The sequence below is a fragment of the Ruegeria sp. BHSB172 genome (genome assembly GCF_059613165.1).
The window spans coordinates 1-13,235 of sequence record NZ_JBXWRZ010000021.1 but is presented as its reverse complement, the minus strand read 5'-3'; the positions used below and the strand labels follow the sequence as shown (position 1 = coordinate 13,235).

Annotated in this window: 16 protein-coding genes; 7 read left to right on the top strand and 9 right to left on the bottom strand. The window is 63.4% G+C overall.

Annotation, left to right across the window (positions count from 1 at the left end):
- Positions 1 to 91: 91 nt before the first annotated feature.
- Both AC2FM3_RS11115 and AC2FM3_RS11110 read right to left on the bottom strand, forming a co-directional pair.
- On the bottom strand, positions 92 to 406 hold the full coding sequence (locus tag AC2FM3_RS11115) for a hypothetical protein (protein ID WP_496681692.1): 315 nt from the start codon (positions 404 to 406) through the stop codon (positions 92 to 94).
- Positions 407 to 522: 116 nt separating this feature from the next.
- Positions 523 to 765 (bottom strand): PA2433 domain-containing protein, encoded by a 243-nt coding sequence (locus AC2FM3_RS11110; RefSeq protein ID WP_496681689.1) that lies wholly within the window; start codon positions 763 to 765, stop codon positions 523 to 525.
- A gap of 609 nt (positions 766 to 1,374) precedes the next feature.
- Here AC2FM3_RS11110 and AC2FM3_RS11105 point away from each other — a divergent pair.
- Positions 1,375 to 1,923 (top strand): hypothetical protein, encoded by a 549-nt coding sequence (locus AC2FM3_RS11105; RefSeq protein ID WP_496681687.1) that lies wholly within the window; start codon positions 1,375 to 1,377, stop codon positions 1,921 to 1,923.
- Positions 1,924 to 2,093: 170 nt separating this feature from the next.
- On the opposite strand, the gene lepA is transcribed toward AC2FM3_RS11105, so the two are convergent.
- The gene (gene lepA, locus AC2FM3_RS11100) at positions 2,094 to 3,893 is read right to left on the bottom strand and encodes a translation elongation factor 4 (RefSeq protein ID WP_496681685.1); all 1,800 of its coding nucleotides are present in this window, start codon (positions 3,891 to 3,893) and stop codon (positions 2,094 to 2,096) included.
- A gap of 148 nt (positions 3,894 to 4,041) precedes the next feature.
- Here lepA and AC2FM3_RS11095 point away from each other — a divergent pair, with 148 nt between their 5' ends.
- The 3 genes from AC2FM3_RS11095 to AC2FM3_RS11085 all read left to right on the top strand — a co-directional run bounded on the left by AC2FM3_RS11095 (position 4,042) and on the right by AC2FM3_RS11085 (position 6,469).
- Positions 4,042 to 5,088 carry a Hint domain-containing protein gene (locus AC2FM3_RS11095; RefSeq protein ID WP_496681682.1) on the top strand — a complete coding sequence of 349 codons (1,047 nt, stop codon included), beginning with the start codon at positions 4,042 to 4,044 and terminating at the stop codon, positions 5,086 to 5,088.
- 38 nt (positions 5,089 to 5,126) lie between these two features.
- A complete protein-coding gene (locus AC2FM3_RS11090) occupies positions 5,127 to 5,444 on the top strand; it encodes a hypothetical protein (protein WP_496681681.1) in 318 nt (105 codons plus the stop codon).
- A gap of 71 nt (positions 5,445 to 5,515) precedes the next feature.
- Positions 5,516 to 6,469 (top strand): LysR family transcriptional regulator, encoded by a 954-nt coding sequence (locus tag AC2FM3_RS11085; protein ID WP_496681678.1) that lies wholly within the window; start codon positions 5,516 to 5,518, stop codon positions 6,467 to 6,469.
- On the opposite strand, the gene AC2FM3_RS11080 is transcribed toward AC2FM3_RS11085, so the two are convergent.
- A complete protein-coding gene (locus AC2FM3_RS11080) occupies positions 6,466 to 6,909 on the bottom strand; it encodes a low molecular weight protein-tyrosine-phosphatase (RefSeq protein WP_496681675.1) in 444 nt (147 codons plus the stop codon). The two genes, AC2FM3_RS11085 and AC2FM3_RS11080, sit on opposite strands and share 4 nt — an antisense overlap.
- Before the next feature lie 27 nt (positions 6,910 to 6,936).
- Here AC2FM3_RS11080 and AC2FM3_RS11075 point away from each other — a divergent pair, with 27 nt between their 5' ends.
- Positions 6,937 to 7,632 carry an NAD-dependent deacylase gene (locus AC2FM3_RS11075; protein ID WP_496681672.1) on the top strand — a complete coding sequence of 232 codons (696 nt, stop codon included), beginning with the start codon at positions 6,937 to 6,939 and terminating at the stop codon, positions 7,630 to 7,632.
- Positions 7,633 to 7,684: 52 nt separating this feature from the next.
- Positions 7,685 to 8,293 carry an HdeD family acid-resistance protein gene (locus AC2FM3_RS11070; protein WP_496681669.1) on the top strand — a complete coding sequence of 203 codons (609 nt, stop codon included), beginning with the start codon at positions 7,685 to 7,687 and terminating at the stop codon, positions 8,291 to 8,293.
- An 80-nt stretch (positions 8,294 to 8,373) separates the two neighbouring features.
- Here the strand turns inward: AC2FM3_RS11070 and AC2FM3_RS11065 are convergent, their stop codons facing one another.
- The 5 genes from AC2FM3_RS11065 to meaB all read right to left on the bottom strand — a co-directional run bounded on the left by AC2FM3_RS11065 (position 8,374) and on the right by meaB (position 12,431).
- Entirely contained in the window at positions 8,374 to 8,841 is a 468-nt protein-coding gene (locus AC2FM3_RS11065; RefSeq protein WP_496681667.1) for a copper chaperone PCu(A)C, read from the bottom strand.
- A 44-nt stretch (positions 8,842 to 8,885) separates the two neighbouring features.
- Positions 8,886 to 9,275 carry a hypothetical protein gene (locus tag AC2FM3_RS11060; RefSeq protein WP_496681665.1) on the bottom strand — a complete coding sequence of 130 codons (390 nt, stop codon included), beginning with the start codon at positions 9,273 to 9,275 and terminating at the stop codon, positions 8,886 to 8,888.
- Between the two features lie 434 nt (positions 9,276 to 9,709).
- On the bottom strand, positions 9,710 to 9,997 hold the full coding sequence (gene rpmB, locus AC2FM3_RS11055) for a 50S ribosomal protein L28 (RefSeq protein ID WP_040634222.1): 288 nt from the start codon (positions 9,995 to 9,997) through the stop codon (positions 9,710 to 9,712).
- A gap of 158 nt (positions 9,998 to 10,155) precedes the next feature.
- Positions 10,156 to 11,307 (bottom strand): Hint domain-containing protein, encoded by a 1,152-nt coding sequence (locus tag AC2FM3_RS11050; RefSeq protein ID WP_496681662.1) that lies wholly within the window; start codon positions 11,305 to 11,307, stop codon positions 10,156 to 10,158.
- Positions 11,308 to 11,453: 146 nt separating this feature from the next.
- Positions 11,454 to 12,431: a methylmalonyl Co-A mutase-associated GTPase MeaB gene (meaB, locus tag AC2FM3_RS11045; protein WP_496681660.1), complete on the bottom strand. Its 978-nt coding sequence runs from the start codon at positions 12,429 to 12,431 to the stop codon at positions 11,454 to 11,456.
- A gap of 126 nt (positions 12,432 to 12,557) precedes the next feature.
- On the opposite strand from meaB, the gene AC2FM3_RS11040 reads away from it, so the two are divergent.
- On the top strand, positions 12,558 to 13,235 hold a 678-nt coding region (locus AC2FM3_RS11040), incomplete at its 3' end, for a DEAD/DEAH box helicase (RefSeq protein ID WP_496681657.1).

Below are 13,235 nucleotides of genomic sequence, written 5' to 3'. Positions count from 1 at the left end.
AAAGCCCGATAGAACCACGCCGAACTGGTGCGCTCCGTGCGGCGGGGCGCCCTTTCCGCACCCGTGTCGCGCAGGTTGCGGCAAGGTGGGATCAGGCCCAGGCCAGGGCAGTGCCGATAATGACGAGGGTGATGCCCAGTCCCTCGCGGTAGGAAAAGGACTCGCCGAACAGAAAGAAAGAGGCGATGGCGATCAGCACGACCTCGGCCCCCAGAATGCCGGTATAGATGATGCCCAGCCGTTCGTCGCGCAGCGCGGCGAGTTCCAGCGTGGCGGCAGCCAGCAAGGTGGCGACGATCAGCAGCCCCAGCCCGAGGCCGGGAAGCTTCCACCAGAACTTCATCGAGATCATGGCCACGGAATAGAGACCCGCCGATCCAAACGCGATGATGGGGATCATGGACATGGGGCCTCCGCCGCTGGTTTCCGTTGGGTCAATCTTAGCAGGTGCGGGTCAGCGGGGCTGTGAAGTGGCTCACATTGCGGGGAGGCCCCTCCCAGACTTGTCGACGGGTGGCAGGATCAGTTCAGGCCGAGCATGTCCTTGGCCTTGGCCAGCGTATCGACCGAGGCCTGGTGATCCCCGGCGTCGTGCAGTTGCTGGCCTTCGTCGCGCAGGGCCTCGACCTGCGCGACCTGCTCGTCGCTGAGCTCGGTGCCTGCCGCCAGCGCCGCGTTGATGGCGGCGATGTCGGTGGGGCATTGAGATGCGAAAGCGGGCACGGCGAACAGCCAGAGTGCGGATGCGATCGTCAGATGTTTCATCGGTATATCCTCCCATGGTGAGGGACGGAGGTTATCACGAAACGCTCTCCGGCTCAGCGGACCTTGGTCGGGTGAAATCGTGCCCGGCGGCCAGCGCGCGTGTGGCGGTTGGTCAGCAGAGATGACGGCAGCGCCGGCCCGAGGGGGTGAGACCCGTTTAAGAAACGGTCCGGTGGACCGTTTCAGGGCCGAACGGGCGGAGCCCCGGGGCGCAAACGCGCCGCCAGTTTTGCCGAAGGCAAACCCTCGGTTTGACGGGAGCGGGTCGGCGCGGCCCGGCGGGGCCGCTGGGTGGGTGGGTTGATATGGGTGATGGGCGTGAACACCTATCCTACGTTTGCTGCCACCTACCAAGTTTATCCGCTTTAGCATGGCTTGGCGATCCGACATTGGGGTTGACCGTTTGAAAGGCATTTACCGGGATACTAGACATTGGTCGGGAATAGATTTGACGTTTGATGCGCGAGCGGATCGCGATCGCCGGCGCACGTTAAGATGCGACCAAAGCCTGCATTTTAATCTTGTCGATTGACATAGACTCATTTCAACCTAAAGAGGAGTCGCGCTGCATTGCCTCCAAATGAAACTCATCGTCAGGAAACAGTTCAAATGGAATCCACAAACTGGCTTGCCGTACTTGCCGTACTCGCTTCTCCGATCACGATGATCATAGTTTCAGGGGCCGCTTGGATACTTGCCCCCAAAATGGCAGAAGAAATCCGAAACAATTTCCGCCAAGCAAAGGCTGAAGAGCTAGAGGGAGATGCCCTTAAAAGGCTCGAAGAAATAGTAAGAGCCTGCGAAAAGGAGAAAGCGCGGTTTCGCGACGGATATGTCCACGGAGCAGCAGAAATAGAGGGAGAGAGAGAACGAGTTTCAGCCGTCTCTTCAGAAATCGTAGAAAAAGCTACGATAATCCTTCAATCTTATCGCGACGCGATCAAGGAATACGCTGACTGTTCACTGAAATACTATGTTAGGCACTATGAGGCGCATGCGCTTCTGGAAAAGGTTGAAAACGAAGTTCAACGAGAGCGAAAAGATTGGATTGAGAATAAGGACCGGAAATTTACAGAGAACGTTGCCAGAAACCACTTTGGGAAATTGATAGAAGGCCTAGTTGAAGTACAAAAAGCGCTTGGAACTTCTACATCATGATCCGGCTTTGGAGAACTCTCACTTCGGAACACCGCTCCGTTTGACTTCAGCGGCTAGCTAGAAAGTTGCTTTCACGGTGTACCCGTTGACTATCAAGCCCAACCGTTTCCAAGAGTCCCAACATCTATTCCCGCAGTCTACTGCGCCAACAGACACGAAGATGGACAGCCTCAGCTGTCCATCTTCAACGCCGAAATAAACGCTTCCTGCGGGATGTCGACCTTGCCGAACTGGCGCATCTTCTTCTTGCCGGCCTTCTGCTTTTCCAGCAGTTTCCGCTTCCGCGTGGCGTCTCCGCCATAGCATTTCGCGGTCACGTCCTTGCGCAGCGCGGATAGGGTCTCGCGGGCGATGACCTTGCCGCCGATGGCCGCCTGGATCGGGATCTTGAACATGTGGCGCGGGATCAGCTCTTTCAGCTTTTCGCACATGGCGCGGCCGCGGGTCTCGGCGCGGTCGCGGTGGACCATGACCGACAGCGCGTCCACGGGCTCGTCATTCACCAGGATCGACATCTTGACCAGGTTGTCCTGCCGGTAGCCCGTCATCTGGTAGTCGAAGCTGGCATAGCCCTTGGTCACCGATTTCAGGCGGTCGTAGAAGTCGAAGACGACCTCGTTCAGCGGCAGGTCATAGACGACCATGGCGCGCTGCCCCGCATAGGTCAGGTCCATCTGGATGCCGCGGCGGTCCTGGCAGAGTTTCAGCACGTCGCCAAGGTATTCATCCGGCACGAGGATGGTGGCCTTGATGCGCGGTTCTTCCAAGTGGTCGACCTTGGACATGTCGGGCATGTCGGCGGGGTTGTGCAGCTCGATCATCTCGCCGTCTTTCATGTAGACGTGATAGATCACCGAGGGCGCGGTGGTGATGAGCTCGATATCGTATTCGCGTTCGATGCGGTCACGGATGACCTCGAGGTGCAGCAGGCCCAGGAAGCCGCAGCGGAAGCCAAAGCCCAGCGCGGCCGAGGTTTCCATCTCGAAAGAGAAGCTGGCGTCGTTCAGGGCCAGTTTCTCGATCGCGTCGCGCAGGTCTTCGAATTCGGCGCTGTCCACGGGGAAGAGGCCGCAGAACACCACCGGCTGCGCGGGTTTGAAGCCCGGCAGAGCGGTTTCGGCACCGTTGCGGTCATTGGTGATGGTGTCGCCGACGCGGGTGTCGCGCACCTGCTTGATCGAGGCGGTGAGAAAGCCGATCTCACCCGGGCCCAAGCTGTCGACCATCTGCATCTCGGGGCGGAAGACGCCGACGCGGTCGACATGGTGCAGGGTGCCGTTCGACATGAACTTGACACGCATCCCTTTTTTCAGAACGCCGTCCATGATGCGCACAAGGACGATCACGCCGAGGTAGGAGTCATACCAGCTGTCGACCAGCATCGCCTTGAGCGGCGCGTCGCGCTCGCCCTTGGGCGCGGGCAGCTTGTGCACGATCGCCTCGAGCGTTTCGTGGATGCCCTGCCCCGTCTTGGCGCTGACCTGAATGGCGTCGGTGGCGTCGATTCCGATCACGTCCTCGATCTGTTCGGCGACGCGGTCGCAGTCGGAGGCCGGCAGGTCGATCTTGTTCAGCACCGGCACGATCTCGTGGTCGGCGTCGATGGCCTGATAGACATTGGCCAGCGTCTGCGCCTCGACCCCTTGCGTCGAGTCAACCACCAGCAAAGAGCCTTCGACCGCGCGCATCGAGCGGCTGACCTCGTAGGCGAAGTCCACGTGGCCGGGGGTGTCAATCAGGTTCAGCACATACTTTTCGCCATTGTCGGCGGTATAGTCGATGCGGACCGTGTTGGCCTTGATGGTGATGCCGCGCTCGCGCTCGATATCCATGCTGTCGAGCAGCTGTTCCTTCATGTCACGATCCTGCACCGTTCCGGTCTCTTGGATGAGCCGGTCGGCAAGGGTGGATTTGCCATGGTCGATATGCGCGACGATGGAGAAATTGCGGATATGAGCGAGGTCTGTCATGAAGGGGGATATGTCCGCAGATTGTCACCTCGTCAAGCAGGGAAGCGCAGGGTAGAAGGGGTCACGAGCGACTTTGGCAACCGACGTTTACCCGTTGTTGGGACTGACAGGCGAAGCTGCGGCACCGGGCGAGGCGTGAAGGCAGGACATGGCGGACTATTCGATCTACGTTTTGGGCGAATCGCAGATGACCATCTCGGGCGGCGAACAGTTGGACGGCGTCACCCAAGGGGACGGCTCGCACCTGGTGGGGCAGACGATCACCTTCAACACGGTCAACCCGACCGAAATATTCATCTCCGACGCCGGCGCCGACACCGATTTTCGCGACAATGATTCCGATCAGGTGCTGAACGGAGACCAGACCATTGACGGAACGCTGTTCACAAGCGGCACGCAGGTCGAGGCCGAATACGGCATCACCCTGACCGACGGCACCAATACCTGGCAGGCGGTGGCGTTCAACGTGAACAACTCCTCGCCTAGCTATGCCACCGTCGAGGGGCTCGCCTTCATCGGCGGACCCGGAAGCTTTCCGCCCGCAGGCGTCCCTTTGACGGTGGTCAGCGCGCAGGAAGGGCCCAATTTCGATTCAAGCGCCTATGTCACGCCGATCTGCTATGCGCCCGGCACCCTGATCGAGACCGAGCGCGGCCAGATCGCGGTCGAGAATCTTGCCGTGGGCGACCGGGTTTGGACGCTGGATCACGGGTGTCAGCCGGTGCAGTGGGTCGGTCGGCAGAGCGTGATCGCCGCCGGACGGTTCCGCATGGTAACGATACCAGCGGGAACCTTGGACAATACGGCTCCGCTGTGCGTGTCGCAGCAGCACCGGCTTTTGGTTGCGCATCCGTCGGTTGAGTTGATGTTCGGGATGGATCAGGTTTTCGTGCCGGCCATCAGCCTTGTCGACGCGGGCGCTGCTGCGCTGTCGCCGGCCCTCACGGTGACGTATCACCATTTCATGCTGGACCGGCACGCCATCGTACGCGCCAACGGCGCCCTTTCCGAAAGCCTGCTGGTATCGGCGGCGCAGTCGGGCACGCCAGATGCGCTGTTCTTCCCTGACCTCGATGGGGCTGCGCGCATGGTAATTGCCCGGCCTGCTCTGACCCGTCGCGAAGGCGCGACGCTGATGCATGAGATGATGCGTGTTGATCGGGATCGAGGTTTGATTCATACTGCGCGCAGCTGAGAGAGGCGCAAGACCTCTCCGGGCAGGCAAAGCGAGGCATGAGCATGAAACACTTCCTATTGATTGCGGTTTGCGCATCGACGCTGACGGCGGTGGCGCCGGCCATGTCCGACGCGGCGCAGATCAAACGGGCCTGTCTGGCGTCGGACCGCACCGCCGCGACACGGCAACGGTGCAACTGCATCCAGAGCGTCGCCGACCAGGTGCTGACCCGCAGCGACCAAAAAACCATCGCCAAATGGTTTACCGACCCGAACCAGGCGCAGGCAATCAAAATGTCGAAAAGCGCCCGCGACGATGCTTTGTGGGAACGGTATCAGGCCTTTGGGCAGGTCGCTCAGGCCAGTTGCAGCTAGGAGGGCAACGGGCCAGTGCTTGACCTGACCTGTGCCGAACCGCAGGAATGGCGCAGCGAAAGGTGTGTTGCATGGGAATGAAGGGGCTGACCCTGCGTGGGCTGGAAGTATTTGCGGCCCTTGCGCGGACCGGTTCGGTGGCGCAGGCCGCCGAGATCACGGGGCTCAGCCAGCCGTCGGTCAGCCAGCAGTTGCGCAATCTGGAAAAGGCGTTAGGCACCGATCTGGTCGATCACGGCCGCCGCCCCATGCGCCTGACGCCCGCCGGGCGCAGCTTTCTGGCCCGGGCCGAGGCGGTTCTGGCCGAGCTGCAGATGGCCCAAAGCGAGCTTTCGGTCATGGACCTGGGCCATTTGACAACCCTGTCGATCGGGCTGATCGACGATTTCGACAATGACCTGACCCCTCGCCTGGCCACGCTTCTGGCCGAGCGTCTGACCCGGTCGCGGTTCAAGTTGATCACCCTGTCCAGCCTGGATCTGTTCCGCGCGCTCGAAGACCAGAGCCTGCACATGGCCGTATCGGCTCACAGCGGCGAGGTTCTGGAGGACGTGGTCGAATATCCGCTGGTGCAGGACCCGTTCATCCTTGTGGCGCCCAACGGCAGCGCTGTGGACGAGGAAGCCCTGCGATCCCTTCCGTTTTTGCGCTATGCGCGCGAACAGTTGATCAGCCGCCAGATCGAAAGCCATCTGGCCCGCGCGCAGCTTGAGTTCGAGGACCGGTTCGAGATCGGCTCGCACCTGGCGTTGATGGCGATGGTCGCGCGCGGGCTGGGCTGGGCGATCACCACGCCGCTGGGCTACATGCGGGCCGCCCGGTTCCATGACGGGCTCGAGGTGCACCCCGCCCCGTTCGGCGCTGCGTCGCGCAGGATTTCCCTGTTCACCCGGTCCGACTGGTCCGATCAGGTCCCGCGCGAGGTGGCCGGCATGACCCGCCACCTGATGCAGAGCCAGATGATCGACCCTTGCCTGACCCGTCTGCCCTGGCTGTCCGGGCAGTTCAGGGTGATCGGAGGTTAGGCGTCCAGATACGCGATCAGCCCGTCGACGGCGGTTTCGATCAGATCCAGCGCGCCGTCGAAGTCGCGCGTATAATACGGATCGGGCACATGATCGGCGCCGGTCTGGGCCGCGAAATCGGTCAGCAGGCGCACCGGGGTTTCATTGCCCGCCGGGCGAAGCGCTTCGATCTTGGCGATGTTGCCGTCATCCATCCCGACGATCAGGTCGAACCGGTCGAAATCGGCGGCAATGAACTGTCGCGCGCGCAGGTCACTCAGGTTCAGCCCACGGGCACGGGCTGCGCGCTGCATTGGGCCATAGGGCGGATCGCCCACATGCCAGTCCGAGGTGCCGGCGCTGTCGGCGGCGTGGTGGTGCGCGCGGGCGCGGAAAACGCCCTCAGCGGCGGGCGAGCGGCAGATATTGCCGAGGCAGACAAACAGGATACGCTGTGACATGACTCGGGTGTAGCGCGCGGAGGGCGGATGGGAAAGATCGTGATTTTGACCGGGGCCGGGATTTCGGCCGAAAGCGGGCTGGGCACCTTTCGCGACGAAGGCGGGCTGTGGGCGCAACACCGGATCGAGGACGTGGCCACTCCCGAGGGCTTTGCCCGCGACCCCGCGCTGGTTCACGCCTTCTACAACGCGCGCAGGGTGCAGGCGGCGCAGGCGCAGCCGAACGCGGCCCACCGGGCGCTGGCCCGGCTGCAGCGCGACTGGCCCGGCGAGGTGGTGATGGTGACGCAGAACGTGGATGGCCTGCACGAAGCCGGGGGCGCGACCGGTGTGATCCACATGCACGGCACGTTGGCCGGCGCGCTCTGCGCGGCCTGTGGCCACCGCTGGCCCGCCCCGGCCGAAATGGCTGTGTATGAATCCTGCCCCGCCTGCGCCGGTCTGACCGCGCGGCCCGATATCGTCTGGTTCGGCGAGATGCCGTATTTCATGGATCAGATCTATGGCCACCTGGCGCAGGCCGATATCTTCGCGGCCATCGGCACCTCGGGACAGGTCTACCCGGCCGCGGCCTTCGTACACGAGGCGATCGCCGCCGGCGCGCGAACGGTCGAGCTGAACCTGGAGCCCTCGGCAGGCGTATCCAGTTTCGACGAGACCCTGTTCGGACCGGCAACGCAGGTGGTGCCGCACTGGGTCGATCTCCTGTTGGCTCAGAGGTGACTTGAGGCCGCCCCGCAGGCTATGCTGAACCAAACCAGACAGGGAGTTTGCAATGACCGAACCGGACAGGCCGCAGGGCGAGGTCTTGGATGACGGCGCGCTGGATGGGCGTGCAGCGCTAGGGGAAACCCTTGCTGACCTGTGGTGGACCTTCCTGTTGCGCGGGTTGCTGGCGGGGGCGGTGGGCATCGCGGCGCTGTTCTGGCCTACCGGCAGCATCGCGCTGCTGCTGCGACTGGTGGGTGTTCTGCTGATCCTCGATGGCGGGCTGACGCTGCTAGGCTTTGGCCGGCGCGGGTTGATCGGCGGTGCGGGTTTCGGCGCGGTGCTGATCGGGCTGGTCCTGCTGATCTGGCCCGAGGGCACCGCCAGACTGGCGTTCTTCCTGCTGGGGGCCTGGGCGCTGATCATCGGCATCGGGTCGCTGATGTCGCTGGGTCAGATGCACCCGCTGGACCCCGAGCGAGCCACGGTACGCAACTCGGGCCTTGTGGCGCTGGTGATCGGGCTGGTGCTGATCTTCTGGCCCGGCAGCGGGCTGGTGGCGTTGGGCTGGGCCATCGCCTTTTCCGCGCTGGCTTTCGCCGCGGTCATGCTGTTCATGGCGGCCCGGTTCAAGCGCGCGGGCGATCGGGTGACCATCCGCACCGTCAACAGATAAGGCCGACGCAAACAGGCCGGGCATTGCCCGGCCTGACGCATGGATGACGGCCGCAGCGCGGCCCGAAGACAGGCGTGCCTTCAGTTCGAATGCTTCATGTGGCCGTCCTGGCGCTCGAGATCGACTGGGATCTCGACCTGCACCTCGCCGGCCTGCTCGAACACCAGCGTGACCGGAATTTTCGCACCCTGCTCGAACGGCTTTTTGATCCCCATGAACATCACGTGGTCGCCGCCACGTTGCAGCATGTGGGCTTCGCCGGCCGGGATGGCAAAGCCTTCCTCGACCTGCATCATCTTGGCGACGCCGTTCTCGTCGATCTTGTGCGTGTGCAGCTCGACCCGCGCGGCGACGTCCGACTGGGCCGAAACCAACCGGTCATCAATGTCGCCGGTGTTCTTGATCATCATGAATGCCGCACCGGCCTTGGCGTTCATGCCCGAGGATCGGGCATAAGCATCCTCGACCGAGATGATGCTGTCGGCAAAAGCGGCGGTGGACAAGACGGTAGCAGCCAAAGTGGCCAGAAAAGTGGATTGGAAGCGCATTTGGGCCTCTCCTTGAAACGTGTCTGAATGTTTTGGAAACGATCTCAGACGCGGATCGGAGGCCCCCTGGCCGATTGACCGTGGACCAGCGCGACCACCAAATCAGAGGTTCCGCGCAGCGGGCCGGGCTGGACCCGATCCGGTGCATGAGGATGCGGTAGCTGGTCGGCAAACACCGCCCCCAGAAGACTGAGAGCATAGTCCGGGCAATAATGCGGCGCCTTGGTCGGCTGGCCGTTTTCGTCCATGTAGACCACGACCGGCCCCGTGCCGGTACACAGCACCATCTGCCCCACGGCCCTGTCCATGCCGCGCGAGGCGGCAACGCTCTGTGCTGTCAGCGCAAGAAGCAGCGACAGGGCAATCGGCAGGATCGTACGCAGGGTCCGGGTCATCTCGCCCGAGGTATAGGCGCGATCGAGGAAATCCGACAAGGGGATTGACCCGCCTGAGACAGTTTGGCGCTGCAAAAAAACGGGGCGGCCAAAAAATGGGCTGCCCCGTGTCCAGTTGTCAGGGAGGTCAGAAAAAATCGCGGTCGTCGCGCTGGGTCGTCAGGCCTGTGTGCAGGCGGTTCACCCGCCGTTGCATCCGGGTGCAAATGGATACCGACTCGACCAGAATTGTCGAAAGGACTGAAAGAAATTTGGAGGTTTTCGCAGACATCTCATCGCTCCGCCGCTGCAATACGTACATGCTTAAGAAGATTCTCGCGCATTGTATGTGAACAATTTCACCGTTTGACGCGAAATTGTTTGGCGTCAAGGATGCGCGCCCGCGAAGGCCCAAACCCGTACAAAGATGTCTGCGCAACGAAGAGCCCCCGCGCCAACAGGCACGGGGGCTAAAAACAAGACCTGTGGGGAAATCAGGCCGAGGCTTGTGCCTTGGCGATTTCCTTCTTCACTTTCAGTGCGTTCGGGGACAGATCCTCATCCTTGGCCTTGGCCAGGAAGGCGTCCAGACCACCGCGGTGGTCGACCGAGCGCAGGGCAGCCGCCGAGATGCGCAGCTTGACGCCGCGACCCAGCGTTTCCGACTGCAGGGTCACGTCGTTCAGGTTGGGCAGAAAGCGACGCTTGGTTTTGTTGTTGGCGTGGCTGACATTGTTGCCAGTCATCGGGCCTTTTCCGGTCAGTTCGCAACGGCGCGACATGGTTTCATCCTTTGTTTCTGGTGGGCCGGGCTGCTGCACGCGGCCAAATCACAAGGGGCGCAACCCGAAGTCGCGCCCGAAAACTGGTTGGATGCGTTTAGTGGGAATCGCTTCAAGGGTCAAGACGGGTAGCGCGAAATCTTTGCTCCCCCTCCCGATCATGTTCCCGCACCCCAGTTTTCGGCCAGCAACGGTTTTGCGTTGCGCAGGTGCCGCGCGATTAATCGGGCCTGCTGGCGCCCGCGTGGAATGGTGCGAGCCGGGTTCGACACGTGAACCCCGCCTGCCAATTGCGGAAAGATGGCGAGGATCTCTTCTCGCGCTTTTGCGCCCAGCGACCGCAGCGCCTCGGGGCCGGTGAACAGGCTTTCGGTTGGAGCGCCCTCGGCAAACACGATTCGGTGCTGGTCGAACAGCAGGTGGAAATACTCCACCCCCGGAATGGCGTCATCGACGAAGATGCCCGGCAGCGCCGTCAGCCTGATGGCGGGGATCAACACCTGATCCTGCCCGAACATTCGCCGCGCGATGGGGGACTGGACCAGCATCCGGTGCTGCCGAGACACCAGCAGATCGCGCGCAGGCAGCCCGGCCCCAAGCGCACCGGCAAGGATCCGCACCGGGGCCAGCTTGGGGTTTGCCCGGATCTCGGTCGCGCTGAACGCGCGACATCCGATCCAGCGGATCGGCTGGTCGCCGCCCGAATCGGTCCGGACCAGCTGCCCAAGGCGCAGGTTCTGGATGGGCGCCGGACCATGCGGTGTCAGGATGCGCGCGCCACGGGTGAAGCAGGGGACGCCGGATCCTTTTTCGAACTGCGAATAGGTGATCGTCTGGCCGGATGGCAGGGCGAAGGATCCGCTGGTTAGAGAATAGCTGGTGCCATCGACGACAGTGAACGTGCCAAAGCTGCTGTCGGTGACGACCGTCCCGGCCGGCAAGTTGAGCGTATCGCTACCCGACCCGCCCTGGATGTCGCCGGACACCGAGGTTGCCTGCAGCGTCAACGTGTCATTGCCACTGCCGAGGCGGATGTTGCCGATGGTCGAGCCTTGCACCGTCACGGTGTCGTCGTCGGCACCGGCGGTCAGGCGACCGCCAATGGAGCTGTTGATGATCGTCAGCGTGTCGATCCCGGCATTGCCGCGCACCGAACCGGAAATCGTACTGTTGGAAACGGTCACGACATCATTGCCGCCACGCGCGCGAATGCCGTCGATCGGGCTGCCTTGCGGAGAGCCGTTCAGCGTACCGCTGTCATTGCTGACATCGATATTGTCGTTGCCATTCGTCCCGTTGATATTGGGCATGGTCGGCCCGTCCCGTCGCGTTTGCCCGTCCTGCGTGCAAGATATGGCGCCCTGTCAAATGCAGCCGGCCGGCCTCGGTTTTCGCGTTCAGGCTACATGACAACACGCTGCTGCACAAAGCTTTCGTTGCCGCGCCCACAGGGCGCCTAGATCTGCGCAAGCGCCTGCAACATCCGTTCAGCCGCGGCCGAGGGGCTGAGCCGCCCTGCCCCGACCTCGGCGCCCAGCCGATCCATCTCGGACCGGGCCCGCGGGGTCTCCAGCTTGGCGAGCAGGGCGTGACGCACCTCTTGGTCGAACCAATAGCGGGCCTGTTCGGCGCGGTTGGCATCCCAATGCCCGTTCTGTTTGCGCCAGTCGGCCACGGCCTGCATCTCGGCCCAGGCCTGGTCCAGGCCGCGCTCCTCGACCGCCGAGACTGTCATCGCCTTGGGAAATCCCTCGGGGTCCTGCGGGCGTTTACGCAGCAGGCGCAGCGCCCCGGCATAATCGGCGCAGGTGCGGGTAGCGGTGGCTTTCAGGTCGCCGTCGGCCTTGTTCACAAGGATCATGTCGGCCATCTCCATGATGCCCCGCTTGACGCCCTGCAATTCGTCCCCGCCGGCCGGGGCCAACAACAGAAGGAACAGGTCAGACATTTCCGACACCACGGTCTCCGACTGGCCCACGCCCACCGTTTCGATCAGCACCACGTCGAACCCGGCCGCCTCGCACAGGGCGATGGCCTCGCGCGTGCGGCGGGCGACGCCGCCTAGGTGGCTCTGGCTGGGTGAGGGGCGGATGAAGGCGTTCGGCTCGCGGCTGAGGCGTTCCATCCGGGTCTTGTCGCCTAGGATCGAGCCGCCGGACCGGGCCGAGCTGGGATCGACCGCCAGAACCGCCACCCGCAGTCCCTGCCCGATCAGCATCATGCCGAAACTCTCGATGAAGGTGGATTTGCCTACCCCCGGCGTTCCCGACAGGCCGATGCGCAGCGCCTGCCGCCCGGCGCCCGACAGAGCGTCGAGCAGCTGCGCCGTTTGGGCGCGGTGATCGGCGCGGGTGCTTTCGACAAGGGTGATCGCGCGGGCCAGCGCCCGGCGGTCGCCTTTGAGGATCCTGTCGGCAAGCTCGGCTGTGGTCATGGGCGGGGTCCTTCGTCGAAATCTGCCCTAGATGACGGGGATGGGCCGAGTTTGTCCAGTACCGCCGCGCGCGGGATTTGACGCAGGCGTTCTGGACCTTGGACGGGGCTTTGGCGATAAGGCGGCATGACCCGTCTACCGATCGACGATGCCCTGCCCGACCTGATCGCCGCGCTGCGCGCGCGCGGCCGCGCAGTGCTGCAGGCTCCGCCCGGGGCCGGCAAGACCACGCGCGTGCCGCTGGCGATGCGCGACGCCGGCCTGTGCGACGGGCGGATCGTGATGCTGGAACCGCGGCGGCTGGCCGCCCGCGCCGCCGCCGAACGCATGGCCGAGACACTGGGCGAACGCGCGGGCCAGACCGTCGGCTATCGCGTGCGGGGCGAGGCGAAAGTGTCGAAAGCCACCCGGATCGAGGTGGTGACCGAAGGCATCCTGACCCGGATGCTGCAATCCGAACCCGACCTGCCCGGTGTGGGTGCGGTGATCTTCGACGAATTCCACGAACGCTCTTTGAACGCCGATCTGGGGCTGGCCCTGTGTCTCGAGGTCGCCGGTGCGCTGCGCGACGACCTGATCCTGCTGGCAATGTCGGCCACGCTGGATGCCGATCCGGTGGCGCGGTTGATGCACGCGCCGCTTGTGACATCCGAGGGGCGCAGTTTTCCGGTTCAGACCCGCTGGCTGGACCGCCCGCTGGGCCCGCAGGCGCGGCGGCTGGACGCGTTGGTCGACCTGGTGGTTCAGGCCGAGCGCGAGACCCGCGCCACCGGCGGCGGCATTCTGGTGTTCCTGCCGGGCGAG